This is a genomic window from Citrobacter sp. CK199 (assembly GCF_030333285.1).
Lineage (GTDB): Bacteria > Pseudomonadota > Gammaproteobacteria > Enterobacterales > Enterobacteriaceae > Citrobacter_B > Citrobacter_B koseri.
In genome coordinates, this window is the sequence record NZ_JAOWGF010000024.1 from 166,569 (window position 1) to 192,032 (window position 25,464).

General features: G+C 51.5%; 23 protein-coding genes. 9 read left to right on the forward strand and 14 right to left on the reverse strand.

Features of this window, described 5'->3' with window-relative positions:
• Nucleotides 1-139: 139 nt before the first annotated feature.
• Complete coding sequence (gene zntB / locus OGX75_RS04920) at nt 140-1,123, reverse strand: zinc transporter ZntB (protein ID WP_049011948.1); 984 nt, start codon at nt 1,121-1,123, stop codon at nt 140-142.
• A gap of 537 nt (nt 1,124-1,660) precedes the next feature.
• Here zntB and OGX75_RS04925 point away from each other — a divergent pair.
• On the forward strand, nt 1,661-2,893 hold the full coding sequence (locus OGX75_RS04925; protein ID WP_012132290.1) for a sensor domain-containing diguanylate cyclase: 1,233 nt from the start codon (nt 1,661-1,663) through the stop codon (nt 2,891-2,893).
• A gap of 40 nt (nt 2,894-2,933) precedes the next feature.
• Here the strand turns inward: OGX75_RS04925 and smrA are convergent, their stop codons facing one another.
• Nucleotides 2,934-3,497 (reverse strand): DNA endonuclease SmrA, encoded by a 564-nt coding sequence (gene smrA / locus OGX75_RS04930; protein WP_012132289.1) that lies wholly within the window; start codon nt 3,495-3,497, stop codon nt 2,934-2,936.
• Between the two features lie 521 nt (nt 3,498-4,018).
• Between smrA and ogt the strand changes: the two genes are divergently transcribed.
• The 4 genes from ogt (at nt 4,019) to uspE (ending at nt 7,406) form a co-directional block, all read left to right on the forward strand.
• Nucleotides 4,019-4,534 (forward strand): methylated-DNA--[protein]-cysteine S-methyltransferase, encoded by a 516-nt coding sequence (ogt, locus tag OGX75_RS04935; protein WP_049008189.1) that lies wholly within the window; start codon nt 4,019-4,021, stop codon nt 4,532-4,534.
• Between the two features lie 194 nt (nt 4,535-4,728).
• The gene (gene fnr / locus OGX75_RS04940) at nt 4,729-5,481 is read left to right on the forward strand and encodes a fumarate/nitrate reduction transcriptional regulator Fnr (RefSeq protein WP_003020397.1); all 753 of its coding nucleotides are present in this window, start codon (nt 4,729-4,731) and stop codon (nt 5,479-5,481) included.
• 511 nt (nt 5,482-5,992) lie between these two features.
• Nucleotides 5,993-6,196, forward strand: a complete 204-nt coding sequence (ydfZ, locus tag OGX75_RS04945) for a putative selenium delivery protein YdfZ (RefSeq protein WP_024130312.1) — start codon at nt 5,993-5,995, stop codon at nt 6,194-6,196.
• Between the two features lie 259 nt (nt 6,197-6,455).
• On the forward strand, nt 6,456-7,406 hold the full coding sequence (uspE, locus tag OGX75_RS04950; RefSeq protein WP_012132283.1) for a universal stress protein UspE: 951 nt from the start codon (nt 6,456-6,458) through the stop codon (nt 7,404-7,406).
• Between the two features lie 56 nt (nt 7,407-7,462).
• Here uspE and OGX75_RS04955 read toward each other — a convergent pair whose 3' ends face one another.
• On the reverse strand, nt 7,463-7,723 hold the full coding sequence (locus OGX75_RS04955) for a DUF2534 family protein (protein ID WP_012132282.1): 261 nt from the start codon (nt 7,721-7,723) through the stop codon (nt 7,463-7,465).
• Between the two features lie 236 nt (nt 7,724-7,959).
• Here OGX75_RS04955 and OGX75_RS04960 point away from each other — a divergent pair, with 236 nt between their 5' ends.
• The gene (locus OGX75_RS04960) at nt 7,960-8,991 is read left to right on the forward strand and encodes a mechanosensitive ion channel family protein (RefSeq protein ID WP_286451306.1); all 1,032 of its coding nucleotides are present in this window, start codon (nt 7,960-7,962) and stop codon (nt 8,989-8,991) included.
• A gap of 42 nt (nt 8,992-9,033) precedes the next feature.
• On the opposite strand, the gene OGX75_RS04965 is transcribed toward OGX75_RS04960, so the two are convergent.
• Nucleotides 9,034-10,653, reverse strand: coding sequence for a peptide ABC transporter substrate-binding protein (locus OGX75_RS04965; RefSeq protein WP_200023407.1), 1,620 nt, complete (start codon nt 10,651-10,653; stop codon nt 9,034-9,036).
• 228 nt (nt 10,654-10,881) lie between these two features.
• On the opposite strand from OGX75_RS04965, the gene mpaA reads away from it, so the two are divergent.
• Nucleotides 10,882-11,610 carry a murein tripeptide amidase MpaA gene (gene mpaA, locus OGX75_RS04970; protein WP_012132279.1) on the forward strand — a complete coding sequence of 243 codons (729 nt, stop codon included), beginning with the start codon at nt 10,882-10,884 and terminating at the stop codon, nt 11,608-11,610.
• On the opposite strand, the gene ycjG is transcribed toward mpaA, so the two are convergent.
• Nucleotides 11,585-12,550 (reverse strand): L-Ala-D/L-Glu epimerase, encoded by a 966-nt coding sequence (ycjG, locus tag OGX75_RS04975; RefSeq protein WP_049008184.1) that lies wholly within the window; start codon nt 12,548-12,550, stop codon nt 11,585-11,587. The two genes, mpaA and ycjG, sit on opposite strands and share 26 nt — an antisense overlap.
• A 135-nt stretch (nt 12,551-12,685) precedes the next feature.
• Between ycjG and tpx the strand changes: the two genes are divergently transcribed.
• Nucleotides 12,686-13,192 (forward strand): thiol peroxidase, encoded by a 507-nt coding sequence (gene tpx / locus OGX75_RS04980; RefSeq protein WP_012132276.1) that lies wholly within the window; start codon nt 12,686-12,688, stop codon nt 13,190-13,192.
• Nucleotides 13,193-13,250: 58 nt separating this feature from the next.
• Here the strand turns inward: tpx and tyrR are convergent, their stop codons facing one another.
• The 3 genes from tyrR to OGX75_RS04995 form a co-directional block, all read right to left on the reverse strand.
• Nucleotides 13,251-14,792 (reverse strand): transcriptional regulator TyrR, encoded by a 1,542-nt coding sequence (gene tyrR / locus OGX75_RS04985; RefSeq protein WP_286451305.1) that lies wholly within the window; start codon nt 14,790-14,792, stop codon nt 13,251-13,253.
• Nucleotides 14,793-14,940: 148 nt separating this feature from the next.
• The gene (locus OGX75_RS04990; RefSeq protein ID WP_012132270.1) at nt 14,941-16,002 is read right to left on the reverse strand and encodes a YcjF family protein; all 1,062 of its coding nucleotides are present in this window, start codon (nt 16,000-16,002) and stop codon (nt 14,941-14,943) included.
• Nucleotides 15,999-17,396 carry a YcjX family GTP-binding protein gene (locus OGX75_RS04995; RefSeq protein ID WP_047464077.1) on the reverse strand — a complete coding sequence of 466 codons (1,398 nt, stop codon included), beginning with the start codon at nt 17,394-17,396 and terminating at the stop codon, nt 15,999-16,001. The genes OGX75_RS04990 and OGX75_RS04995 overlap by 4 nt, the downstream gene beginning before the upstream one ends.
• A gap of 155 nt (nt 17,397-17,551) precedes the next feature.
• Here OGX75_RS04995 and OGX75_RS05000 point away from each other — a divergent pair, with 155 nt between their 5' ends.
• The gene (locus OGX75_RS05000; RefSeq protein ID WP_071258375.1) at nt 17,552-18,562 is read left to right on the forward strand and encodes a LacI family DNA-binding transcriptional regulator; all 1,011 of its coding nucleotides are present in this window, start codon (nt 17,552-17,554) and stop codon (nt 18,560-18,562) included.
• Between the two features lie 31 nt (nt 18,563-18,593).
• Here the strand turns inward: OGX75_RS05000 and OGX75_RS05005 are convergent, their stop codons facing one another.
• The 6 genes from OGX75_RS05005 to ycjR all read right to left on the reverse strand — a co-directional run bounded on the left by OGX75_RS05005 (nt 18,594) and on the right by ycjR (nt 25,446).
• Entirely contained in the window at nt 18,594-19,499 is a 906-nt protein-coding gene (locus tag OGX75_RS05005; RefSeq protein WP_071258376.1) for an OmpG family monomeric porin, read from the reverse strand.
• 73 nt (nt 19,500-19,572) lie between these two features.
• Nucleotides 19,573-20,655 carry an ABC transporter ATP-binding protein gene (locus OGX75_RS05010; protein ID WP_071258377.1) on the reverse strand — a complete coding sequence of 361 codons (1,083 nt, stop codon included), beginning with the start codon at nt 20,653-20,655 and terminating at the stop codon, nt 19,573-19,575.
• A gap of 10 nt (nt 20,656-20,665) precedes the next feature.
• On the reverse strand, nt 20,666-21,328 hold the full coding sequence (gene pgmB / locus OGX75_RS05015) for a beta-phosphoglucomutase (protein WP_275375246.1): 663 nt from the start codon (nt 21,326-21,328) through the stop codon (nt 20,666-20,668).
• On the reverse strand, nt 21,325-23,595 hold the full coding sequence (locus OGX75_RS05020) for a glycoside hydrolase family 65 protein (protein WP_286451304.1): 2,271 nt from the start codon (nt 23,593-23,595) through the stop codon (nt 21,325-21,327). The genes pgmB and OGX75_RS05020 overlap by 4 nt, the downstream gene beginning before the upstream one ends.
• The gene (gene ycjS, locus OGX75_RS05025) at nt 23,592-24,647 is read right to left on the reverse strand and encodes a D-glucoside 3-dehydrogenase (RefSeq protein WP_286451303.1); all 1,056 of its coding nucleotides are present in this window, start codon (nt 24,645-24,647) and stop codon (nt 23,592-23,594) included. The genes OGX75_RS05020 and ycjS overlap by 4 nt, the downstream gene beginning before the upstream one ends.
• A 10-nt stretch (nt 24,648-24,657) precedes the next feature.
• Complete coding sequence (ycjR, locus tag OGX75_RS05030; protein WP_071258381.1) at nt 24,658-25,446, reverse strand: 3-dehydro-D-guloside 4-epimerase; 789 nt, start codon at nt 25,444-25,446, stop codon at nt 24,658-24,660.
• Between the last annotated feature and the right edge of the window lie 18 nt (nt 25,447-25,464).

Genomic DNA, 25,464 nt, shown 5'->3' on the forward strand with positions numbered 1-25,464 from the left:
AATATGGAGCGCAACGCCCATCGCTTGACGTTGCATTCACCTGCGAGAGAGATATTGCCCCGAATGGGTAGATTGTTTATTGACTTCGCTCAAATTATGCGGCGTTTTTCTGCTCAAAGGACGATGAAAAGCGTTGTTGTTACAACCATTTACTACGATGCAACCATAAGGTAACACCACCAATCAGGACAACTAACAGAATACAGAACATAGAAAATCCAAAATGCCATGCGCCGCCCGGAATTCCCCCGAGATTCACGCCGAACAATCCGGTTAAAAATGTACTGGGCAGAAAGACCATCGCCATCAGCGACATCGTATAGGTTCTGCGCGCTAAGGACTCCTGCATGACTTGCGCGATTTCATCGGCCATCACGCCCGTGCGCGCAATACACGCGTCGATCTCATCCAGCCCCCTTCCCAGACGATCCGCGATATCCTGCATTCGACGACGCTGATCATCATTCATCCAGGCCAGACGCTCGCTTGCCAGTCGCGCATAAACATCACGCTGAGGCGCCATGTATCGACGCATCACAATCAGTTGCTTACGCAGTAACGCCAGGAATCCACGCGGCGGGATCTGCTGATCGAGCAGATTGTCTTCCAGGTCGATAATTTTATCGTGTAATTGCTCGATAAATTCGCTGGCGTGATCCGTCAGGGCGTCACACACGTCGACCAGCCAGCCGCCGCAATCGGACGGGCCCGTCCCTTCCTGCAAGTCGCTAACCACCTCATCAAGCGCCAGAACTTTTCGCTGTCGCGTTGAGACGATAAAACGTTCATCCATATATACACGCATCGCCACTAGCTGATCAGGGCGTTCATCGGTACTGCCGTTGATGCAGCGTAAGGTGATCAGCGTGCCATCCCCCATCCGACTGACGCGTGGGCGCGAACTCTCGCCAGCCAGCGCATCGCGTACAGAATTCGGTAACAAAGGCGTCGACGCCAGCCACTGCGCGCTGTCAGGGTGGGTGTAATTGAGATGCAACCAGCAGGGATGCTGGCTATCGATAATATCGTCATTTTCAAGCGGTTTAATGCCGCCGCGACCATCCAGTAGCCAGGCAAAAACGGCATCCGGCACATTGACTTCCGATCCCTTGATGGCTTCCACAACGCCTCCACATTCATTCAACGCTTTTTCGTTAGTCTAGCCTTCGGCGTATGTTAAGCAATACCTCATTATCCCATTGCGCTGAAATGATTCAGAAAAGTACGGTATGGCAGGAAAGGCGCCGGCATCACCGGCGCAAATGTGTTGTGCGAGACAATATGGGGTGTTCAACGGATGATAATTTACTTAATCGAAATTTATGAATTTTAGTCTGTAGATCGATAACCTTGCGTTGCATCATCAGCTTTAATATGTCGTACGGGAAAGGGTTAACCTCTTTCAGAATGATTAGCCTGAGTAATGTTTATATAAGTCGCCATCAACCTTTCTTCCTTTTTACTCGTTCACACTTATATCGACCATTGAAAAAAAACTTATCATTCGTGGATTTGTCCTGGTTCCCTGCTAGATTTATCTGCACGTCTATTGTTGTCTCCCGATTTGTGAAAAAACGCTCCATATCACTGTAAGCTGTTAATAAAAAAGCCATTCACCAATAAACCGGCAACACAGCATGTGAAGATAACGGGATTATCGATGATTGCTCACGAACTCAATGCTCTGGATTTATTAAGTTTTCCTGTCTGGATTGTTTTACCACACACAGAAGAGTTAGTTTTCGCTAATACCGCCGCACGCGAACTGACACAGGAACAGACTTTCAGCCGTCTCAGAAAGGGGATATTTTCAACTTATGCGCAAAATGAACTGCGCATGTACGTTGCTGATTTACACCACCATCACGATATTGTTGAAATTCTGACGGTCTGTCGTGATGGTAAAGAAATCGCCTTAACCTGCCGCCTCTCGGTTAAAACCCTGTCGACGCAGGGGGACGTTATTATTTTTGAAGGCATAGAGACACCCACGGCGCAAGGCCTCAAGGCCAGCCGTTCGGCAAACTATCAGCGTAAAAAACAAGGGTTTTACGCCCGTTTTTTCCTGACGAACTCCGCGCCGATGCTGTTGATAGACCCTTCACGGGACGGTCTGATCGTCGATGCCAATCTGGCCGCACTCAATTTCTATGGCTACAGCCATGAAGCGATGTGCCAGAAACATACATGGGAAATCAACGTATTAGGCCGCCAGATCTTACCCGTTATGCATGAGATTGCCCGTCTGCCCGGCGGGCATAAGCCCTTAAACTTCGTCCATAAACTCTCTGACGGCACCACCCGGCACGTACAAACCTATGCGGGTCCCCTTGAGATATACGGCGATAAGCTCATGTTATGCATCATTCATGACATTACCGAGCAAAAACGGCTGGAACAGGAGCTGGAACGCGCTGCCCTGCATGATGCGCTGACCGGCTTACTGAACCGCAGGCAATTTTATCTTCTTACTGAGCAAAACCATACGCCCCATCTGTCGATGACAATGGATTACAGCCTGCTGCTCATCGATACCGATCGCTTCAAAAGCATTAACGATTTGTACGGTCATTTGAAAGGCGATGAAGTGCTGTGCGCTCTGGCGCGAACGCTGGAAGCCCGCGCACGTAAAGGCGACCTGGTCTTTCGCTGGGGCGGTGAAGAATTTGTCTTGCTGCTGCCGCGAACCTCGCTGGAAGTTGCACTTAATCTTGCAGAATCAATACGCGCCGCCGTGGCGAAAGTCTGTATTCCTGGCCTGCCCCGTTTTACCGTCAGCATCGGCGTCGCACGGCACGAATCGAATGAAAGTATTGATGAATTATTTAAGCGGGTGGACGATGCCCTGTACAAAGCCAAAAACGACGGCAGAAATCGGGTACTGGCGGCGTAATAAACGTCACAGGCTGCCCGTAAGTAGCCTGTGAACGCCCTTAACGGCTGCGTTTCGCGTGACGCTCCCAGTTTTCCTGCTTTGCCTGCGCCGTTTTACGCAACGCAACATAACACGCTCCGCTGCCGCCATGATGAGGCAGCGCCGTACAGTAAGCCTGAACGTCGTCAAATTCCGTCAGCCAACGCGCCACATAACTGCGCACAATATTGGCATGCGCGTTATCTTCCCGCCCTTTGCCATGAATGATCAGCACGTTGCGTAAACCATCCTGACGCGCCTGGCAGATGAAGCTAAACAGCATCTTGCGACATTCCTCAACCGGCTGACGAAGCAAATTGAGACTCGCCTGCTGGCTGTATTTTCCCGAACGCAGTTTGTCGAGCACGCCCTGCTGCAATCCTTCCCGGCGAAATTCCAGCGGTTCGCCCAAAGGAAGAATATCCAGAAACCCGGTGGTAAGAAAATTATCGAGCTGGAGCGTATCGATACGCTGCGGCGCCCGTGAATTGCGTGTGGGCTGCCAGTGTACATCAGCGCAACGTTTCAACGGTTGGACATCCTCCATGGCGTCAAGAAACAGCGTTTTGTCGTCAAGGTTCATGATTCCTCCTCCAGCACGTTAAGACAGGCACTATCATAACCGCGCGCTATTATACCGACAACGGTTTACAGTTATTTCCAATAAACGACACTGGCTCAATTATCTGGCTATGCGCATCTCACTATTTCATCCCCGGTAAAGCCACGTTTTATCCTGCGTTAACCGACAATTTCAGCGGGGCTTTTGTAAAATCAATTATGCCCTGAAAGTGGAATATCTCTTTTATAGCCGTTATAACTTTATTACCCGCTGAGGGAAAACCAGGTCGGGAAAAGGTTAAGGAAGCACTGCTGTGTAGATTTTAGGGGCTGGCGGATGTCGACAGTCCCTGTTTTTTATTCTCCTGCTGTGCTTCATTTTTCCAGCATCTTTATTTGTTCGTTTTTTCAACAAACAATGACGCTAAACGTATTATGCCCGCTTATCTTTTTAGGGGTATGGTTGCGGATATTGGTCGCATGGTATCTTGTTGAACTGCTGATGAGTCCGGGAATTATCCCGCCTGCAATGAGAGATAACGGATGCTGAGATTACTTGAAGACAATATCGCGACCCCGCTGGGGTCGTTATGGGTGATTTGCGATGAGCAATTCCGCCTGCGCGCCGTCGAATGGGAGCAACACAGCGACCGTATGGAACAGCTACTGGACATACATTATCGTTCAGAGGGATACGAGCGCATCGCCGCCAAAAATCCGGGTGGCCTGAGCGATAAGCTCACCGCGTATTTTGAGGGAAATCTCAGCATCATTGATACGCTGGAGACCGCCACCGGGGGAACACCTTTTCAGCGGGAAGTGTGGCAGGCGCTGCGCACCATCCCCTGCGGTCAGGTTATGCATTATGGTCAACTCGCCGAAAAATTAGGCCGTCCGGGAGCCGCTCGCGCCGTAGGCGCCGCTAACGGATCTAACCCGGTCAGTATCGTTGTGCCCTGCCATCGCGTGATCGGACGCAACGGGACAATGACGGGATATGCTGGCGGCGTACAGAGAAAAGAGTGGTTATTACGCCATGAAGGGTATCTGCTGTTGTAGAAACCAGGCATTTTGTGCCTTACCCGTCACACTTTGATGTAAAGTAACCACTTATAAAGCATGGATTTTCAAAGGGATATAAATATTTCTCCTGCTTATGCCTGAATTATCCTCTATTGGGAGTAGCTCAGGCTTACGTGCTCACCAAAAAGATGTTAAAATTGACAAATATCAATTACGGCTTGAGCAGACCTATGATCCCGGAAAAGCGAATTATACGGCGCATTCAGTCTGGCGGTTGTGCTATCCATTGCCAGGATTGCAGTATCAGCCAGCTTTGCATCCCGTTCACACTTAACGAACATGAGCTTGATCAGCTTGATAATATCATCGAGCGTAAAAAGCCTATTCAGAAAGGGCAAACGCTGTTTAAAGCAGGTGATGAACTGAAATCGCTCTATGCTATCCGCTCCGGTACGATTAAAAGCTACACCATTACCGAGCAGGGCGACGAGCAGATCACTGGTTTTCATTTAGCGGGCGACCTGGTCGGCTTTGACGCGATTGGCAGCGGGCACCACCCGAGCTTTGCCCAGGCGCTGGAAACCTCAATGGTATGTGAAATCCCGTTTGAGACTCTGGACGATCTCTCCGGTAAGATGCCTAACCTACGTCAACAGATGATGCGTCTGATGAGCGGCGAGATCAAAGGCGATCAGGATATGATCCTGTTACTGTCGAAGAAAAATGCGGAAGAACGTCTGGCAGCCTTTATCTACAATCTGTCCCGTCGTTTTGCCCAGCGCGGTTTCTCTCCGCGTGAATTCCGCCTGACGATGACCCGTGGCGATATCGGTAACTACCTTGGCTTAACGGTCGAAACGATCAGCCGTCTGCTGGGTCGTTTCCAGAAAAGCGGTATGCTGGCGGTGAAAGGTAAATACATCACCATCGAAAACAGCGATGCGCTCGCAGTGCTTGCTGGTCATACTCGCAACGTTGCTTAATCTTTCCGCAAGTAAGTCAGTTATCCTTCTGTTAAATCATTAAATTTTCCTGATTTATTGGTTTGACAGAAGGAATCACACCACGTCAATAAGCTAAAGAAATCTCAAATACGTAGCCATCACTCCAGTTGGACACCACTGGCATGGTTTACGCCCTGCCAGGCCATTTTCGGATTAACCACATTGATTCATCATGCCGGAAAAGTACAATCCGCAGCGGCTGGCAACCGTTCTATATTCATTCGCACTATCGAACGATCGCCAGCTGGCCGCAGTTGCGTTCTTGCATACGACGCAACTGCGGCAACCCTAACACCTTGTCATTTACAATGATTATTGATTTAACTCCCCCCGAAAACTGCGGTTTGGTGGGTATAGAAAAAGTGTGACCTTGATCAAAAACAAAAAAAGATTATGGCAAAGGTGTATTTATATTACGTTCGCTTCTGGACTGCGGCCCGGATTGTTAAGCGAATTTTTTGATACCCAGATATTAAGAGGAGAAATAACCATGATCACTTATGATCGTAACCATAATCCTATTACTAATGGCAGTCGGGTTATGATTAATGGGACGGGCAGAACGGGTAAAATCGTTGCCATACATTCTAACGGGTTAACTCCAGCCCAGTTACGCCGCAACAAAACCGTCGAAGTGGAAGGCTGTGAAGGCCAGTTCGAACCCGTTGAACTGATCCGTCTTGGTTCCCACTAACGATAAGAATGCCGCTATGGCGGCATTCATGAATCAAACAGATTTAATTACAGACTCTACTAAGCCGCTATTTACCCCAGGTATGCCCCGGAAGTCTGATTTTACTGATAGAAATTGTTTACATTCAATACACTGCCCTATAGAACAGCAAATTTTCCTGATTTATTGATCTGGCAGAAGGTTCCCCCCTGTTTCATTCAACATATATGGGTTACTCTTTTAATTACAAACTGCGGTGACAGTTGTAAGGAGACCCTGTATGGCTATGTATCAAAATATGCTGGTGGTCATCGACCCAAACCAGGACGATCAACCCGCATTACGACGCGCTGTTTATTTGCATCAACGGATTGGTGGCAAAATTAAAGCCTTTTTGCCGATCTATGATTTTTCCTATGAAATGACTACCCTGCTCTCGCCTGATGAGCGTACCGCGATGCGTCAGGGCGTCATCAGCCAGCGAACAGCCTGGATACGCGAACAAGCGAAATACTACATCGAAGCAGGTGTTCCCGTTGAGATAAAAGTGGTCTGGCACAACCGTCCCTTTGAAGCCATTATCCAGGAAGTAATCAGCGACGATCACGATCTGGTGCTCAAAATGGCGCACCAGCATGACCGCCTGGAAGCGGTAATCTTTACGCCGACTGACTGGCATTTGTTACGTAAATGCCCAAGCCCGGTATGGATGGTCAAGGACCAACCGTGGCCTGAAGGCGGTAAAGCGCTGGTGGCCGTGAACCTGGCGAGCGAAGAACCTTATCACAATGCGCTGAATGAAAAGCTGGTCAAAGAAACGCTGCAACTCGCAGAACAGGTGAACCACACCGAAGTCCATCTGGTTGGCGCCTACCCCGTGACGCCCATCAATATCGCAATCGAACTGCCTGAATTTGATCCGAGCGTTTACAACGACGCGATTCGCGGTCAGCATTTGCTGGCGATGAAGGCGCTACGGCAGAAATTCAGCATTGATGAGAAAGTGACGCATGTTGAAAAAGGGTTGCCTGAAGAGGTTATCCCGGATTTAGCCGAGCACCTACAGGCGGGTATCGTTGTACTGGGTACGGTTGGTCGTACCGGGATATCTGCGGCCTTCCTGGGCAATACGGCGGAACAGGTTATCGACCATTTGCGCTGCGATCTGCTTGTCATTAAACCCGATCAGTATCAGACACCGGTCGAACTGGACGACGAAGAAGACGATTAAGCCTATTTTCGTGCCGGGTAGCGCTTATGCCTACCCGGCGAAGCCGCTCACTCACGTTACTGTTTGTCCTCACCACCGAGGAAATAGATCCCCAGCGGAATGGCCAGCAGAATGGTGAAAACCAGACTGTAGACGCAAATCATTGATGACTGGATGAAATACATCGAGGTTGTCCACTCGGACAACGGAATATCATACTGTTCGATCACGCCGCCGATAGTCGCCCGCGTAACCACTGATGCCGCAATAATAAACACCGCCAGCAGGCCCAACAGAAATTTCTTCCCCTTTGCTGTCTTCAGCTTTGTCATGATCATGGTATCGTCCTTTTGCAGATGAAAGCTCTGTTACTTGCGCGTAACAATACCATGACAATCCCCCGTTGTCTGCCACACAAGTCGTGACATAATATTCACATCGCGCGTCCCTGTCTGAAAATGCGCTACGTCTTATTCTTTTTGATCAATGACCAGCGCATTCGAAGCGGATAAAATATCTGCACCTCAGAATCTTTTAGCGTTATATCAACCATACGGGGTAGTGACAGACCAAAATGATTGCAGAATTTTTTTTCAAAAACGCGTTTAATCTGGCAATAATTTTTGGCAGTGGCGCCGCCTTACTTCTGATGAGTATTGTGTTTCGTCGTGGCGAGAAAAGAAGAAAAGGATTTATATTTCATGCCGTACAGTTCTTCGTTTATGCCCTTATCATCGGCACGCTGGGCAGTATCGCCAATAATGTTATTGAAAACTACGATCTGAAATTCATCTCTCCAAATGCCGTCGATTTTATCTGCACATCTCTGATTGCGCTGATTCTGACAATAAAACTGTTTTTACTCATCAACCGCTTTGAAAAATCACAGATCGGTAAAGGCAGAGATGTCACCAGTGCGAAGATCCTGTCTCGCATTATTAAGATCACCATTATTATCGCCATCGTTTTACTCTATGGCGAACACTTTGGCATGAGTCTGTCCGGGTTGCTGACTTTTGGCGGCATTGGCGGCATCGCTGTTGGGATGGCGGGTAAGGACATTCTGAGCAACTTTTTCTCGGGGATTATGCTCTATTTTGATCGCCCCTTTAGCATTGGCGACTGGGTCCGTTCCCCGGACAGAAATATTGAAGGCACCGTGACTGAAATCGGCTGGCGAATGACCAAAATTAACACCTTCGACCACCGCCCTTTATATGTGCCGAATTCGATTTTCTCCTCCATTAGCGTGGAGAATCCCGGCAGGATGACCAACCGACGTATTAAAACGGTGATCGGGTTACGGTATCAGGATGCCAGTAAAACAGGCGTTATTGTTGATGCGGTCAGAACGATGCTGCAAAACCACCCTGATATCGATCAGCGCCAGACGCTACTGGTCTATTTCAATGAATTCGGCGAATCATCGCTGAATATCATGGTCTATTGCTTTAGCAAAACCACCGAATGGGAAGCCTGGCTTGCGGTTCAGCAGGATGTTTACCTGAAGATTATCGACATTGTTCAGGCGAACGGCGCAGATTTTGCGTTTCCAAGCCAGACGCTTTATCTGGATAACGTCGCGTCACCGCAATCCGAAAATTAAAAAAGACGCGGTATTCCGCGTCTTTTCGCTCACTGCTGCATATTATTTGTCGTGCTTCACAATATACATTGTCCGGCTATACGCCACGTCTTCCGGGTTATTAATGGGATAACCTTTCAGCCACGGTTTGATCAAACGTCCGTTGGTATACTGGTAAATCGGCGCAATCGGCGCCTGTTCCATCAGGATTTTCTCTGCCGCGTTATAGTCCGCATTGCGCGCCTTCGCCGTATTTTCTACTGTCGCCTGCGTCATGATTTTATCGTAGGCCGGGTTATTGAAGCGCGAGATATTGCCCGTATGGGCCGAGGTTAATAATGACAGGAAAGTAGACGGTTCATTGTAGTCGCCCACCCAGGAGGCGCGGATAACATCAAAATTACCGGTGTTGCGGCTGTCGATATAGGTTTTCCATTCCTGGTTTTGCAGCTTCACCTCTACGCCCAGATTCTTTTTCCACATCGAGGCGACCGCAATCGCGATTTTCTGATGATTTTCAGACGTGTTATATAACAGCGTCAATTTGAGCGGTTTCTGCGGGCCATAGCCAGCCGCAAGCAATAACGTTTTCGCCTGAGCATTGAGTTCTTCCTGGCTCATTTGTTCAAATGGCGAAGGATCGGGAGTAAAGCCTGCCGTCACGTCCGGGGTGAAACGCCAGGCCGGTTTCTCCCCGGTTCCTAACACTTTTTCCGCCATGATGCGGCGATCAATCGTCATGCTCAGCGCCAGACGAACGCGGGAATCCGCCGTCGGGCCTTTTTGGGTGTTAAACGCATAATAATAGGTGCCCAACTGCGGCGGCGTGTAAACCTGCCCCGGTATATCCTTCAGCAACTTCTGATACAGATTTTTCGGGAAAGATTCGGTGATATCGATATCGCCAGCCAGATAACGTTTAGTCGCTGACGACTCCTGATTAATCGGCAGGAAAGTCACTTTTTGCAGCACCGTCTTCGCATTGTCCCAGTAGTGGGTATTGGGCACCACCACCAGTTTTTCGTTGACCACGCGATCATTCAACACATAGGCGCCATTGCCGATCAGGTTTCCGGGCTTCGTCCAGTCTTTACCGCTTTCTACATTGGCTTTCTGTACCGGGTAAAAAGCAAAGTTGGCAGTCAGGTTAACAAACCACGGCAGCGGTTTATCCAGCTGTATTTTTAGCGTGCGGGCGTCCACGGCGCTAACCCCAAGCGTATCCGGCGACGCTTTACCATCAATAATCGCCTGGGCGTTATTAATGCCAGCAAGGGCGGCAAACCAGGCAAACGGTGACAGGGTTTTCGGATCAACCAGACGTTGCCAGCTGTAGACAAAATCCTGCGCGGTCACCGGAGTGCCGTCCGACCACTTTGCGTTATTGCGCAGGGTAAACGTCCAGATCCGGTTATCATTGGTCTTCCAGCGCGTAGCGACGCCAGGAATGATTTCCCCTTTCTCGTTCTGATTCACCAGACCTTCAAACAAATCGCGAATGACCTGAATCTCCGGCAGTCCAACCGCTTTTGCCGGATCTAACGACGCCGGTTCATCTTTAATATGGCGGACCAGTTCTTGCTTCTCTGCCAGTACCGTTCCGCCGGGAACATCCGCAGCGTGTGTCAGGGAGACGCTGCTAATCAACAGCGCACAACAGGTAACTGAAACAGAGTGCTTCATAAGATGCCCTTAAATGATGAAGTTAGATGACTGCGTAATTATTTGTTTCGCATGAAGGAAATGCAAACGTCTTCCTACAGAAAGTTGATATTAACCCGATATACGCATCCGCTTCCAGGAAGCCAGACAGAGGATATTGCATAGCGCGCGCAACGCGTGAAAACGATTTGATTATCTGGACAATTTGCACAACACTGCGAGTAATAACAACAGCATTCAGAGACACTTATGACCGTTACCCGTCCTCGTGCCGAGCGCGGCGCATTTCCGCCAGGAACCGAACATTATGGGCGTTCATTGCTGGGAGCGCCGTTGATCTGGTTTCCGGCTCCGGCTGCCGATCGCGAAAGCGGCCTGATTCTGGCCGGAACGCACGGCGATGAGAACGCGTCGGTGGTGACGCTCTCGTGTGCGCTGCGTACGCTGAATCCTTCACTCCGCCGTCATCATGTGGTGCTGGCGGTGAACCCGGACGGTTGCCAGCTTGGTCTGCGCGCCAATGCCAATGGCGTCGATTTGAACCGTAATTTTCCGGCGGCGAACTGGAAAGCGGGTGAGACGGTTTATCGCTGGAACAGTAGCGCCGAGGAGCGCGATGTGGTGCTGCTTACCGGCGAACATCCGGGGTCCGAACCCGAAACCCAGGCGCTGTGCCAACTGATACACCGGGTGCATCCTGCCTGGGTGGTCTCCTTTCACGATCCTCTCGCCTGTATTGAAGATCCCAGACATAGCGAGTTAGGCGAATGGCTGGCCCGGGCATTCGAACTGCCGCTGGTCTCCAGCGTAGGTTACGAAACGCCCGGTTCGTTTGGAAGCTGGTGCGCCGACCTCAATCTGCACTGTATTACCGCAGAGTTCCCGCCGATCTCATCCGATGAGGCCAGCGAAAAGTATCTGATGGCGATGTCTACTCTGCTGCGCTGGCACCCTAAAGATGAAGTTGCCCGGTCGTAAACCGTAAAGCGGGCTCGACATCCACCGCCAGCCAGGTGGGGCCATCGAGGTCAGCAAAACGCACCTGTGGGGCCAGCGGCAACGCTGCGCTGATGGCCCTGGAGGTACACAGCATACATCCCAGCATCAGCCCAAAACCCTGTTCTCTGGCTTCGGCGGCCAGCGCCAGCGCTTCCGTCAGACCACCGGTTTTATCCAGTTTGATATTGACCATATCGTAGCGCCCTTGTAACGCCTTCAGGCTACTGCGGGTATGGCAACTTTCATCCGCGCAGATAGGGAGCGGATGAACAAAATTTTCCAGCGCGGCGTCATCCTGCGCAGGTAACGGTTGTTCCAGCATCGCGACGCCTAAATCCGCCAGCAGCTGGCATCGCGCCGCCAGCCCTTCTGTACGCCAGGACTCGTTTGCATCCACAATTAGCGTCGCATCAGGCACGACGGAGCGAATCGCGACCATTCGTTCGCTGATCAGGCGATCGTCCAGCTTAATTTTGAGCAGTTTCGCCCCTTTTTCCCACAGTGCCGCCGCGCTGGCCGCCATCTGTTCAGGCGTACCGATCACGACAGTCTGTGCTGTTGTCTGCGTAGCGGGCAATTCAACGGCCACAAACTCCGCCAGCGTTTGCTGCTGCTGGCGAGCGCTCAGATCCCACAGCGCGCAATCGACCGCATTTCTGGCCGCGCCGGCAGGCAGCAATTTTTGTAGTGCTTCGCGGGTCAGCCCCTGTTCCAGTTGCGGCGCGATACTCATGATCTGCGCCAACACCGAGGCATCGCTTTCGCCATAACGTGGATAAGGCGTACATTCCCCTACGCCTTTTACGCCCTCTTCCTCCAGCTCCACGACCACAACATGCGCTTCGGTACGACTTCCCCGGGCAATCACAAAGGGCGTGTGCAGCGGCCAGGCCTCCTCATACACCTTAACAGATCTCATTGGTTCTCCTTTTCTCGCCGTTTTTCACGTTGCAGATGCGTGGCGGTGGATTAAACACAAATAGCGTTTGCCGTGTTAACTGCTGATGGCATAAACTAGCCACGACGTTAACTATATGTAAACAGGAAGATAACCATGTCACAAACCGTTCATTTCCAGGGCAATCCAGTCGCCGTCGCCAACACCATTCCTCAAGCTGGTAGCAAAGCACAGGCTTTTACCCTCGTGGCAAAAGATCTGTCTGACGTCACACTGGCTCAGTTTGCAGGCAAGCGCAAGGTGCTGAATATTTTCCCAAGTATTGATACCGGCGTTTGTGCGGCATCGGTACGTAAGTTTAACCAACTGGCGACAGAAATCGACAACACCGTCGTACTGTGCGTTTCTGCGGATCTGCCGTTCGCCCAGTCTCGTTTCTGCGGCGCGGAAGGTCTGAGCAACGTCATTACCCTTTCCACTCTGCGTAATCCTGACTTCCTGAAAGACTACGGCGTTGAAATCACTGAAGGCCCGCTGAAAGGTCTGGCGGCGCGTGCCGTGGTGGTCATTGATGAAAACGACAACGTCATTTTCAGCCAGCTGGTGAACGAAATCACCAACGAACCTGACTATGCTGCTGCGCTGGACGTGCTGAAAGCGTAAGACGGTAAAAAAGCCCGATGGCGCAATGCTCATCGGGCTTCTAATTCTTGTGTCGTTTCTACTCTTCGCTTTTCTTCTGATTCAAACCGTATTCACGTAACTTATTGGCAATCGCGGTATGTGAGACGCCCAGGCGTTTCGCCAGTTTACGCGTGCTCGGATAATTGCGATAAAGCTGCGTCAACACGGAACGTTCAAAACGACTGGTGATATCATCCAGCGAGCCTTCCATCGCATCTTCACCAACGGCAACGGTCGTGGCGTCGTAATCCGGCAGCAAGATATCCTGCGGACGTAGTTCGTACCCTTCAAGCTGCGTCAGCGCCCGGTAGATGGCGTTTTTAAGCTGGCGCACGTTGCCCGGCCAGCCATAACGGGTTAATACGGTGCTGAGATCGGCAGAGAGTTTTGGACGCGGCACCCCCTGCTCATCGGCAAAACGCGCCACGAAAAGTTCAGTGAGCGGCATGATATCCTGCGGGCAATCACGCAGCGGCGGCAGATTGAGCGTCAGCACATTCAGACGGTAGTAGAGATCCTCGCGGAACAGCCCTTTTTGCACCAGTTCCACCAGATTCTTCTGCGTGGCGCAGATCACCCGGACATCAACGTGAACCTCATGATCCTCGCCAACGCGACGGAAAGTGCCGTCGTTAAGAAAACGCAGCAATTTGGTCTGCATGCGTGGCGACATCTCACCAATCTCATCCAGCAGCACCGAACCCTCGTTGGCCTGTTCAAAGAAGCCTTTTTTACCTTCCGGCGCATGACCAAACAGTTCGCTTTCAACCGCATCTTCAGGAATGGAGGCGCAGTTCAATGCCAGATACGGTTTTGCCGCACGCGGGCTTGCCAGGTGACAGGCATGGGCGAAGAGATCTTTACCGGTTCCGGTATCGCCGGTAATCAGCAGTGGCGCGCTCAGCGTAGCCAGCTTGCGAGCCTGCTCTACGACATGCTTCATTTTCGCGCTGACGGCGATAATCTGGCTAAACGCGCTCAAATCCTGAGTCGTCAAATTCTGCAACTGACGCCCCATTCGGATGGTGGAACGTAACATAACGACAGCGCCCGTGAGCATGTACTCGTCATTTTCCCCTTGCAAATGAACCGGGGTAATCTCCATCAGGAAGTTCTGCCCATTGATCACCACATGCTCGTTGTGAGAGACCTGCGGGTTGCTCTCCAGCCAACGCTGGAAGTTGAAGCCGTTGATCAACTGCGCGGCAGTGTGATTGCGCATACGCTCCTGATTTTGTGAGAAAAGCTGACAGCTCGCGGGGTTCGCCATCTCTATTTTACTTTTCATATCCAGAGAGAGGACGGGTTCCGGCAACGCTTCGAGCAGTGCGCTCAGCGCCAGATGCTCGCGTTCAGACGGCATCCACGGCACCGTACGGACATCGGTCACGCCGGAAATGCGGCGGATCTCCGCCATCAGGCTGCTGAAGTTGGTGAACTCCAGTTCAGCAAAATTAAGGTAAATTCGCCCGATGGGGTCAATCTCAATACCGCGTAAATCAATGCTACGAAGCACCAGCAAATCGAGTAATTCGCGGGTCAGACCAAGACGGTCTTCACAAAAGACTTCCAGACGCATGGGAACTTTCACCTAAAACAATGAGCTATTAGATAGATGATAAGCCAGTATTCGATTAGCAGGAAGGATTCTGTCAACAATTATTGACAGCATGACGGAAAATTGGGCGCCGGGCCGTAAAGTTATACGGTCAGCGCCCTTCCAGCGATCAGTTTTCGCGCGGGGTTTTGCTTTTCTGCAAGGTTTCTTTGACCTGAACGATAAGTTGGCGACGAAAATCCCCCAGACGCGGCTTATCATCGTCGATCCACGGCAAGGGACGACACAGTTCCATCGCTTTAATGCCCAGACGAGCGGTTAACAGCCCGGCGCCAATACCCTGCGCCGCACGGGCAGACAAACGCGCCGCCAGATCCTGCGACATCCAGTCCATCCCGACTTCACGCACCAGCTCGCTGGCGCCCGCAAACGCAATATTGAGCAACACCAGACGAAACAGGCGCAGACGGCTGTAATACCCCAGTTCAATGCCATACAGCGTCGCAATGCGATTGATCAGTCGCAAATTTCGCCAGGCGATAAATGCCATATCCACCAACGCCAGCGGGCTGACGGCGATCATTAACGTGGATTCGGCGGCTGAACGGCTGATTTCACGTCGCGCCTGGGCATCCAGCACCGGTTGCACCAGTTGAGCGTATAAGCTGACCACTTCCCGATCGTTTTGCGTTTCGTGAATCGAAGCATACCAGCGCTGCAACGCCGGGTGAGACTGATCGATACCGGCCTGCTGCGCCAGCTTTTCGCAAAACGCACGGCCCTTTCCCGTACCGTGGCTGTGCAACAGGTCGCGCGCTTCATCCCGTTCATGCGCCCGCTGGCGTAATCGCCATAGCCGACGCCATTCTGTCGCGACCGAGCCAACGCCTGCGCCAATGATCAACGCCCCGGCGGCACAACCGCCCAGCGCCACCCAGTCCTGGGTTTGCCATGCGTTCATGGTCCATTGCACGCCCTGGCCCACAACGCTGACGCCAAACAACGCCAGTCCCCCCATCACCATCTTGCGCCACAAACTGCGTTTCGGGCGCAGCGCGGCATCAATGACCGCTTCCGCCTGCCCCTCGTCTTCCAGAGGTTCATCCACCTGCGCGGGGGCAAAAGTCTGCGCCTGCGTCTCGCTGAAGGTCTGTTGCGTTTTAAGCGTCTGGTTTTGCTCCACCTCCAGTGGACCTGCGAAATCGATACGCGGTTTTAACGGTTCGCTCATCGCAATTTGTCTCCTATTAAAAATTCCAGCGCGGCATCCAGACGAATGTGCGGCAATGGTTTATCCACATCCATCACCTGCGGGCGAAACGCTTCAAACTGGAAACCCTGACTGTCCCAGAACGCCTGTCCCGGCAGGCGTGCGGGCACTTCGCCGGGGTACACCGTTAACGGCGTTCCGTCGCTTAAACGGTTACCGCGTAAAGCCGGGATCTTTTCACCATTCACGTCGATCAATCCACTGGTCGTCGCCTGTACGGACGCCAGTCCCAGACAATCCATGCTGATGCCTTCAAACGCCGCGTTTTGCCAGGCATCCTGAATCAGTTGCTGGAGCAAAGAGACCATATTGGCATGTTGATCGACAGTCACATGGTCTGCCTTGGTCGCCGCAAACAGCAGTTTATCAATCACCGGGGAAAAGAGTCGGCGAAATAGCGTTCGCTGACCATAGTGGAAACTCTGCATCAATTGCGTCAGCGCCAGACGCATATCGTTGAACGCCTGCGGCCCGCTGTTCAACGGTTGCAGGCAATCCACCAGTACAATCTGGCGATCAAACCGCAGGAAATGGTTTTTATAGAACCCTTTCACCACTTTTTCACAGTAGTAATTAAAGCGTTCACGCAACATTCCGGCGTTGGTGTGTTTGTCCGCCTGCGCCAGTATTGATTCGCCATGCGCATCCACATCCGGCCACGGGAAAAACTGCAACGCAGGCGCGCCCGCCATATCGCCCGGCAGCACAAAGCGGCCAGGCTGAATAAAGTGCAGCCCCTGCTGTTTACATTGGTGCAGATACGCCGTCCAGGTCGCGGCGATCTCCGCCAGGCGATTTTCATCAGCAGGCGCCAGCGGGTCCAGCCCCTGGCATAGCTGACGCCATTTGGCCGACCATTCGCCCCGCTGCCCTTGCAGTAAGCCGGTCATTTGCCGGGACCAGCTCAGGTAATCCTGCGCCAGCATCGGCAAGTCGAGCAGCCATTCGCCGGGATAATCGACAATCTCCAGGTATAACGTCGAGGTGTCTTTAAAATGGCGCAGCAAAGAATCATTGGATTTATAGCGTAACGCGAGGCGGATTTCGCTCACGCCGCGCGTTGGCGTCGGCCAGGCAGGCGGCTGGCCATAAAGCTGGGCCAGCCCTTCATCGTAGGTAAAACGTGGAATACCAAAATCACGTTGTGGAACGCGTTTCACGCCCAGCAAACGCTCCTCACGCACCGCGCTTAGCAGCGGCAGTCGCGATCCGGCATGGATGTTGAGCAGTTGGTTAACCATCGCAGTGATAAACGCGGTTTTTCCACTGCGGCTAAGTCCGGTAACGGCCAGACGTAAATGCCTGTCTACACCGCGATTAACCAGCGAGTTAAGTTCGTTTTTGAGTCGCTTCATCGCCATCCTGTTGTGCCTGAAGACCAGAAAAAAATTATAACCTATGCGTATTGATGTGGGGGCAGGCTGTTGATAATCAACCGCCTTGTGTTGTCATCCGCCAGTTAACTCCATAAGATGTGCGTCATTAACTCTCGAACGGAGTTCCCCCGACTATGTCCCCTACTATTTATGATATCGCGCGCGTCGCCGGAGTATCAAAATCCACGGTATCGCGCGTGCTGAATAAACAAACCAATATCTCCCCGGAAGCACGGGAGAAAGTATTACGCGCCATTGATGAACTGCAATACCAACCGAATAAACTGGCGCGCGCCCTGACCTCTTCCGGGTTTGACGCCATTATGGTTATTTCTACTCGTTCAGCAAAAACAACGGCCGGTAATCCTTTTTTCTCTGAAGTTCTGCATGCGATTACGGCAAAGGCCGAAGAGGAAGGTTTTGATGTCATATTACAGACCTCCCGCAGTACGGAAGATGACTTGCAAAAATGCGAAAGCAAAATTAAGCAGAAAATGATCAAAGGCATTATTATGCTGAGTTCCCCGGCGGATGAGTTCTTCTTTGCGCGTCTGAATAAGTATGATGTTCCTGTTGTCGTCATTGGCAAAGTGGAAGGCGAATACGCTCATGTTTACTCTGTTGATACGGATAATTTCCAGGACAGTATTCAACTCACAAATGCATTAATTGACAGTGGTCATCAGCATATTGCCTGTCTGCATGCGCCACTTGATTTCCATGTTTCCATCGACCGTGTTAATGGTTATAAAGCCAGTCTGGAAGTCCATAAAATCCAGTGCCGTGATGAATGGATCGTTGATGGTGGATACACGCATGAAAGCGCGCTACTGGCCGCCAGAAAACTGTTAAGCCAGACTCCATTGCCAAATGCCGTTTTCGCAACAGACAGCTTAAAGTTAATGAGTTTATACCGGGTGGCGGCAGAGAAAAATATCGCGATTCCACAACAACTCGCCGTTGTCGGTTACAGTAATGAACTGCTCTCGTTTATGCTGACTCCCGCCCCAGGCGGCATTGACGTTCCCACGCAGGAATTAGGCGAGCAAAGTTGTAATCTGTTATTTAACCTGATTGCCGGCAAGAAAGGCCTGCAAAATATTATCGTAAAAACGCAAATATCATTAGCCGGCTCCCTCGCTTAAAAACTGGGGCATGAATATGCCCCAGTACATTTTAGAACGCGTAGTTGATGCCGATCCCCGCATAATGGAATTTGTCACTCTCACCTTCGTCGTGATCTTCCCACTCAAAGGCATATTCCAGCGACATTGATAACCCATTCTGGAAATCATATGCATAAAGCAAACCGAGACGGTTAAAGTCGTGACCTTCACGCTCAGGATCATCCTGCCAGTCCCAGTTGGACCAGCGATCCAGACCGATACGGGTATAAGGCGTGAGGGTGGTATTGCCTAATGCTATCGGTAAATAGGCACGGATTTCCTGTGTGGAGAATTCACCGTTATCACGGTTTTCGGCAAGATTGAAGCCACGTTCCAGGTAATAATTCACCGTCAGACCAACCGTTTCATTAAAAGTGTAATTCAGGCCGGTTTCACTTTCGACACGACTGTCTGAGTAGCCGGTGATACTCAGGTCATTGACGAATTGATACATCGCCAGCCAGCCGCTGAAACGTAAATCGTCGGTCAGTTTCACATCCCAGTCCGGTTGTACTTTCCAGCGTTGCATATTGGCGGTGTCTTTACCCGCTTCATTTACGTAATGGTAGCCATAGTTACGAAAACCGCCGGTTAAACCGAAATTAACATCATCGCTTTCGAGGAATTGATAACGAACTTCCAGTTCCGGGCGATCAAACCATGTACCGCGTTTACCGGCACTATAATCGAAAGGTCCTTCCTGATAATACGCCAGTGAAATTTTCCACGGACCGGTTGCCGCATTAAAATAGATGGACGGTTCACCCAGCCCATCCATATCTTCACCATAGCCTTCGACGTTTTCTATTTCATACATAGCACCGATATTAAAATGCCAGTCATTGTTTTCAGCGGCCTGCGCGCAAGCCATTCCTGCGCATATGACCAGCGCAGTAGAGTACAGTAAGGTTTTCATTTTTATTCCTTGTTAAAATACCGACAAAAAAAATGCACCTGCTACCGGGGGATAATTCCCCCGGAGGAATTATTTATTGAATAGCCAGTTCGGTTTCAGCATCAAAGAAATGGCATTTCGCCATATCAAAATGTATGGTGATATTTTCTCCCGCAGAATAATCGTTAATCGCCCCGGCACGGACGACCAGCTCGTGCCCCCCAACGGTGGTATAAAGCATAAATTCCGCACCGGTTAATTCAGCCACGCTAATACGCGCCGTTATGCTATTACCATCCTGTTTTTCAGGATGGATATCCTCCGGGCGAATCCCCATTACCACCGCTTTATGCTCGTGGCCTTGTTTTATTAACGCGTTCAGCTTGTCATCCGGGATTGTTAATTTCAGCGTTTCGGTAACGAATTTATCGCCATCAATTGCACCACGAATAAAGTTCATTGCAGGAGAACCAATAAATCCTGCGACAAACATATTGGCCGGATGGTTATATACCATCTTAGGCGCACCGACCTGCTGAACAATGCCATCTTTCATAATGACGATTCGCGTTGCCATCGTCATGGCTTCAGTCTGATCGTGCGTAACGTAAATCATGGTGGTATTCAGCTTCTGGTGCAGCTTACTGATCTCTGCGCGCATCTGGACACGTAATTTTGCATCCAGGTTAGACAACGGTTCATCCATCAGGAACACACCCGCTTCACGAACGATGGCGCGCCCAAGCGCAACACGCTGACGCTGTCCGCCGGAAAGCGCGCCCGGTTTGCGTTTCAGGTAATCCCGCAATCCAAGAATTTGCGCCGCCCAGTTCACGCGTTCATCAATAATGCCCGGGTCCATCTTTTGCATTTTCAGCCCAAACGCCATGTTGTCGTAAACGGTCATGTGCGGATATAAGGCGTAATTCTGAAAGACCATGGCAATATTGCGCGCTTTTGCCGGTACATCATTCATCCGCTTACCGTCGATCAATAATTCACCGGCGCTGATCTCTTCCAGCCCCGCAATCATGCGTAGCGTGGTGGATTTGCCGCAGCCCGACGGACCGACAAAAACGATGAACTCTTTATCCTCAATCTCCAGGTTAAAGTCTTTAACCACATGCACCTGGTTATCGTATATTTTTTGGATATGTTGCAACGAAAGCTGTGCCATATTGATTCCTTTACTTTGCGTTTAGCCAGAAAGCCGATAAGCACGGCCACGTCAGAAATTCCGTTGAAGGAAGATGTAACTCCGCGCCGGTTAACCCCGGACCGATACCGACAGAATGCATACCGCAGGCATTGATGGCATCAATACCCGCCTGTGCATCTTCAATACCGATGCACGCATCAGGCCTCACCCCAAGACCGTTGCAGGCGGCAAGAAAAATCTCAGGATCCGGTTTCGAGCGGGATATGTGCGCTGCGTCTGCACAAAAATCAAAAAAGTCAGCAATCTCCAGCGCCTGTAAGATTGCAGGGGCATTGAGAGAGACGGATGCCAGCCCTACCGGAATCTGTAATTCATGCAGCGAGGTCAATAACACCCGAATACCGGGCAGGACAGAGTCGGTCGTTAACTGGCGCAGAGCGTGAACGTACAGGGCATTTTTACGCGCAGCTAGCTGCAAACATTCAGCATCGGTAAACACCCCTTCTTTACCGCCATGCTGCAAAATGCGGCACAACGATTCATTACGGCTAATGCCTTTCAAACGTTCATTGAACGCCTCATCAATCACGATCCCCGTCTCATCGGCTATCTGTTTCCACGCCAGAAAATGCAGGTGCGCGGTATCAGTAATTACGCCGTCTAAATCAAAAATGATGGCCTGAGGTTTCATTTCCCCTCCCTGGTAGCGGTCCCATTAACAGGTAAAATAACGTCACTGCATTTGAATGACCGCTCACCGTCGACAGTAACCTTGCGGTTGCAAATCCACACATCGACGGGGCCGATGCTGGTGATGCTGATGTTATCTGCATCCATGGTGATAAACAGTTCTCTGCCCTGCCACTGCAACGGAAAAGCGAGGCGTTTCCACTGCGCCGGGAGCGCCGGATGCAGATGCAGTTCGCCATGACGCACGCTTAACCCTGCAAATCCTTGTATCGCGCCCAGCCAGATAGCCCCTGTCGCTGCGGCATGAATGCCGTCATCGCAACTGTGCGGATCGTCGCCAAGATCGATTTGCCCCCCATCGCGCCAGAACTGATACCCCATTTCTGGATCTTTACAGCGCGCCGCCACGATACCGTGGATCGCTTTACTCAGAGAGGAGTCATGAATCGTGCGCGCCTCATAAAAGCGCAGGTTCGCCAGGCATGTCTGCGGCGTAAACAGCTCCGGCAGCATATACATCAGCATTACCACGTCCGCCTGCTTGAGAATTTGCATCTCATTAACTTCAGCGCGTGAATAATCAAGCAGGATCGTCTGCTTGCCCGCATTGGCTTTATATTTCGCTAAATCGATAACCGGTTTGCTGAGAAACGCATCATCCTGCGGCAAAATGCCATCCTGCTGAATGTCAGGCCGCCAAAGTTTCTGCAAAAAGTATTCCGCGCGATAAATAAACGTGTCGTCAACACAACCCTGCGCACGCGCAAAACGCAGCGCCTGCTCCACGTTGTACCAGGCCATGTAGTTGGTGAAGGCATTGTTATTAACGTGCTCGGTGTACTCATCCGGGCCAATAACGTCATGAATCTCCAGACGTCCGTTCACGTCAACCGCACGACTTATCCAGAATTTGGCGGTTTCCAGCAGCAGCGCCATACCTTCACGCGCCATAAAACTCATGTCGCCTGTGGCTTGCCAGTAGCCGATAACAGCCCAGGCAATATCGGCGACAAGATGGTGTTCCGCTAATGCCGACGCCACTTTTTGCCGCAGGCCAGTACGGATGTTGATCGCCGCAAACTCCGGCGTCTCTTCCTCACCGCTACGCGCGCTTTCCCATGGAAACAACGCGCCTTGCCAACCGTTACGTCTCGCTTTCTCACGCGCGCCGGGCAGATTATGCCAACGGTAACGTAACAGGCCTCTGGCAGTGTCTGGCTCGGTAAACAGATGAAACGGCAGCAGGAAAACCTCGGTATCCCAGAATACGTGGCCCTTGTAACCTTCTCCGGTTAATCCTTTTGCCGCGATGCTGCTGCGCTCATCATGAACCGGCGTCATGATGCGTAAGTGATAGAGCGCGAAATCCAACGCGCGCTGATCGCCAGGCGCCACGCTGCTGACCTGAACACGGCGACGCTGCCACCAGCGATGCCAGTTAGCGGCGTTTTCTGCTCTTAGCGCGTCGTACCCCTGCTCAGCACAGGCTTCCAGTTGACGAAGGGCCTGACTCCCCCAGATTTCAGGCGAGGTATTCCGTTCAGATGTCCATTCAATCCAGACCAATTTCTCCAGCGTGATACGCTGGCCCGCTTTTACACACAAACTGTTGTGCTGCATCAGGCGGCGATCTTTTGCCGTAAAGCAACGTTGCACATCGCCTTTCACGTGGCAGAAAGCGGAAATGGAAATATCGTTGCGGCCATCCTGAGTCGTATAGACCCCCTGCAAAAGGTGCTGTCCAAACACTCTGACCTGTGTTTCGTCCAGATGCTGACGGCCATGGTTAGTTATCGTCGCGTCAATGCCGGTCGAGAGAGAAAGCGTGGCGTCGGCGTCCAACGGCGTAATAGTCATTTCCATCGCAAACAGCGGTAACTTTTCTGCGGATGCAAAACGGCGGCTTTCGATCGCAAAGCGCATGCCGCCAGGCGAGCGCCATATCAGCGAACGGCGCAACTCTCCGGTGGCAAAATCCACATCGCGCCGCCAGCTTTCAATTGTGCCGCTCAGCAGGGAGAAAATATCGCCATTCAGCGTTATCTCTACGCCAACCACATCGGGGAGATTGACCAGTTCATTAATCTCTCCCTTGCCAGCCTGATGATAGAGACCCGCCAGAAACATGCCGCGAGTCTGTACTGTGTACGCTTCTTCGTGGCTTGCGCGGATCCCCATATAACCATTACCTGACGCCATAAGTGAGGCATATTTATTCAGGCTGTGCAGGCAAAAAAACGGGTCTGTTAACATTACAGGCTTCATCATAATTCCACGCAGGTTCCTGTTTCAGCAGAGTGATACAACGCAGCCACAAGTTGTTGAATGACAAAACCTTGTTCTGCATCGGCGATCGTCACCGGCTCCCCTTTCACATGATTGACAAAAGCATCCATACTCCGAAAATGGCGGTGATCATCCGCAACGTCACGCTGAAACAGGACCGCCAGCCCCCCCTCCCGGTCGGTGTAAACCTGTGCCGGGAAAAGCGTTGCTCCGGCCTTATCACCGCAAAAATTCACGTTCATGACCGACTGCTCTGGAATGTTGAGCGCAAAGGAGGTTTCCAGCCGCAAGATGCCGCCATTGTGAAATTCGATTGTGCCGAACAGCGCATCTTCAACGGTGTACGTTGCCGGGTCCCATTCACCAAACTGCCCGCTGTTTTTGCAGGTGCCGATTTTTTGAAAGCTGTGCGCGCAAACCCGTTTAACCGCCGGGAACCCTAAGACATACATTGCCGCATCCAGCATATGCACGCCGATATCGATCAACGGCCCCCCGCCCTGCAAGGCTTTGTTGGTGAATACACCCCAGCCGGGCACTCCGCAGCGGCGCAAGGCTCTGGCATTGGTGACATAGATTTCACCCAGCACGCCAGCCACAACCTGTTCACGCAACAATTGCGTGTCCAGCGCAAAGCGATGATGAAAATCGTAGGCCAACACCTTTCCCATTCGTCGCGCGGTTTTGCACATCTCCAGCGCCTGTTCTGGCGTCATGGCGGGAGGCTTCTCGCACATCACATGACAACCGGCTTCCAGGGCCAGCATGGTGTGTTCGTAATGAAAACGATTTGGCGAACAGACGCTGACGATATCCGGCTGAGCGTCGCGCAGCATCTTCTCTGGGTCATCCCAGACCTGTGCATTACCGTATTTATCTGCCAACGCTTGCGCCTGGGACAGGCGGCTGTCACAGACAGCCACCAGTTCCAGATCCTCGCGGGTGCAGTAGTACGAAGCATGAACTTTATCCGCCACCTGCCCGGCGCCAATGATGGCGACACGCAACGGCGAGCTTGTCATTGCACTTTTCACGGGAACCCTCTTAGCAGGTACGCAACCAGGCCAATGACTGACGGTAGGCTTCCGGCAGATTATCTGCGCGTACCCGCCCTTCATACACCACATAGCCCTGATAATTGTCCTGACGCAACTGATCAAACAGCGCGCCGAAATTCAGGGTGCCGGTTCCCGGCTGATAGCGGTGGTTGTCGGCAATATGCACATGGCCGAGCAGATCCCGGTTGTCATGCAGCGCCTTCGCCATATCGTCTTCTTCGATGTTCATGTGATAAAAATCACCGATAATCTCTACATGTTTGAGATCGTTTTCGACGATATAGCGACGAGCGTCGGCAAGCGTATTGATCATGTGATCCTGGTAGCGGTTAAGCGGTTCCAGGTACACCACCGTTCCAGTGCGCTCAGCCACGTTGTCAAGGAAACGCAGCGAGTCGCTCACCGCTTTGCGATCGCCTTCCAGGCTGCGCGGCGAGGCCATTGGCGGCAAACGGAAGGTAAACATTCCCCACGCGGCCGGCACGATAATGCCTTTGCCGCCCACTTCCGCCAGCGCTTCAAGAATGCGTTCAATTTGTTTCAGGCCATTCAGACGGCGCTCTTCAATAAAATCGCCAATCCAGCCGTCATAACCACCGCAGGCTGTGGTAACAGGCAGACCCGTTTCTTTAATCGCCGCTTTGACGTCATCAAGGTTATTGACCAGCAATTTGCCGTCGATCTCAAACCCGTCAAACCCCATCTCTTTGATATAGCGAAATTTATCCAGAATATTTTCTGGAAAGAAAGCCTGATTCTGAGTTCCAATTTTCATAGTATTCATTCCCTTAGA

Excerpts from the sequence above, each read along its gene's own strand:
- OGX75_RS04990 (WP_012132270.1), bottom strand. The coding sequence starts at position 16,002 with ATGAGCGAACCGTTAAAACCGCGTATCGATTTCGCAGGTCCACTGGAG.
- OGX75_RS04995 (WP_047464077.1), bottom strand. The coding sequence starts at position 17,396 with ATGAAGCGACTCAAAAACGAACTTAACTCGCTGGTTAATCGCGGTGTA.
- OGX75_RS05005 (WP_071258376.1), bottom strand. The coding sequence starts at position 19,499 with ATGAAAACCTTACTGTACTCTACTGCGCTGGTCATATGCGCAGGAATG.
- tpx (WP_012132276.1), top strand. The coding sequence starts at position 12,686 with ATGTCACAAACCGTTCATTTCCAGGGCAATCCAGTCGCCGTCGCCAAC.
- mpaA (WP_012132279.1), top strand. The coding sequence starts at position 10,882 with ATGACCGTTACCCGTCCTCGTGCCGAGCGCGGCGCATTTCCGCCAGGA.
- ydfZ (WP_024130312.1), top strand. The coding sequence starts at position 5,993 with ATGATCACTTATGATCGTAACCATAATCCTATTACTAATGGCAGTCGG.
- fnr (WP_003020397.1), top strand. The coding sequence starts at position 4,729 with ATGATCCCGGAAAAGCGAATTATACGGCGCATTCAGTCTGGCGGTTGT.
- OGX75_RS05010 (WP_071258377.1), bottom strand. The coding sequence starts at position 20,655 with ATGGCACAGCTTTCGTTGCAACATATCCAAAAAATATACGATAACCAG.
- uspE (WP_012132283.1), top strand. The coding sequence starts at position 6,456 with ATGGCTATGTATCAAAATATGCTGGTGGTCATCGACCCAAACCAGGAC.
- ycjR (WP_071258381.1), bottom strand. The coding sequence starts at position 25,446 with ATGAAAATTGGAACTCAGAATCAGGCTTTCTTTCCAGAAAATATTCTG.
- OGX75_RS04965 (WP_200023407.1), bottom strand. The coding sequence starts at position 10,653 with ATGAAGCACTCTGTTTCAGTTACCTGTTGTGCGCTGTTGATTAGCAGC.
- smrA (WP_012132289.1), bottom strand. The coding sequence starts at position 3,497 with ATGAACCTTGACGACAAAACGCTGTTTCTTGACGCCATGGAGGATGTC.
- OGX75_RS04960 (WP_286451306.1), top strand. The coding sequence starts at position 7,960 with ATGATTGCAGAATTTTTTTTCAAAAACGCGTTTAATCTGGCAATAATT.
- OGX75_RS05020 (WP_286451304.1), bottom strand. The coding sequence starts at position 23,595 with ATGATGAAGCCTGTAATGTTAACAGACCCGTTTTTTTGCCTGCACAGC.
- ogt (WP_049008189.1), top strand. The coding sequence starts at position 4,019 with ATGCTGAGATTACTTGAAGACAATATCGCGACCCCGCTGGGGTCGTTA.
- ycjG (WP_049008184.1), bottom strand. The coding sequence starts at position 12,550 with ATGAGATCTGTTAAGGTGTATGAGGAGGCCTGGCCGCTGCACACGCCC.
- tyrR (WP_286451305.1), bottom strand. The coding sequence starts at position 14,792 with ATGCGTCTGGAAGTCTTTTGTGAAGACCGTCTTGGTCTGACCCGCGAA.
- OGX75_RS05000 (WP_071258375.1), top strand. The coding sequence starts at position 17,552 with ATGTCCCCTACTATTTATGATATCGCGCGCGTCGCCGGAGTATCAAAA.
- OGX75_RS04925 (WP_012132290.1), top strand. The coding sequence starts at position 1,661 with ATGATTGCTCACGAACTCAATGCTCTGGATTTATTAAGTTTTCCTGTC.
- OGX75_RS04955 (WP_012132282.1), bottom strand. The coding sequence starts at position 7,723 with ATGATCATGACAAAGCTGAAGACAGCAAAGGGGAAGAAATTTCTGTTG.
- pgmB (WP_275375246.1), bottom strand. The coding sequence starts at position 21,328 with ATGAAACCTCAGGCCATCATTTTTGATTTAGACGGCGTAATTACTGAT.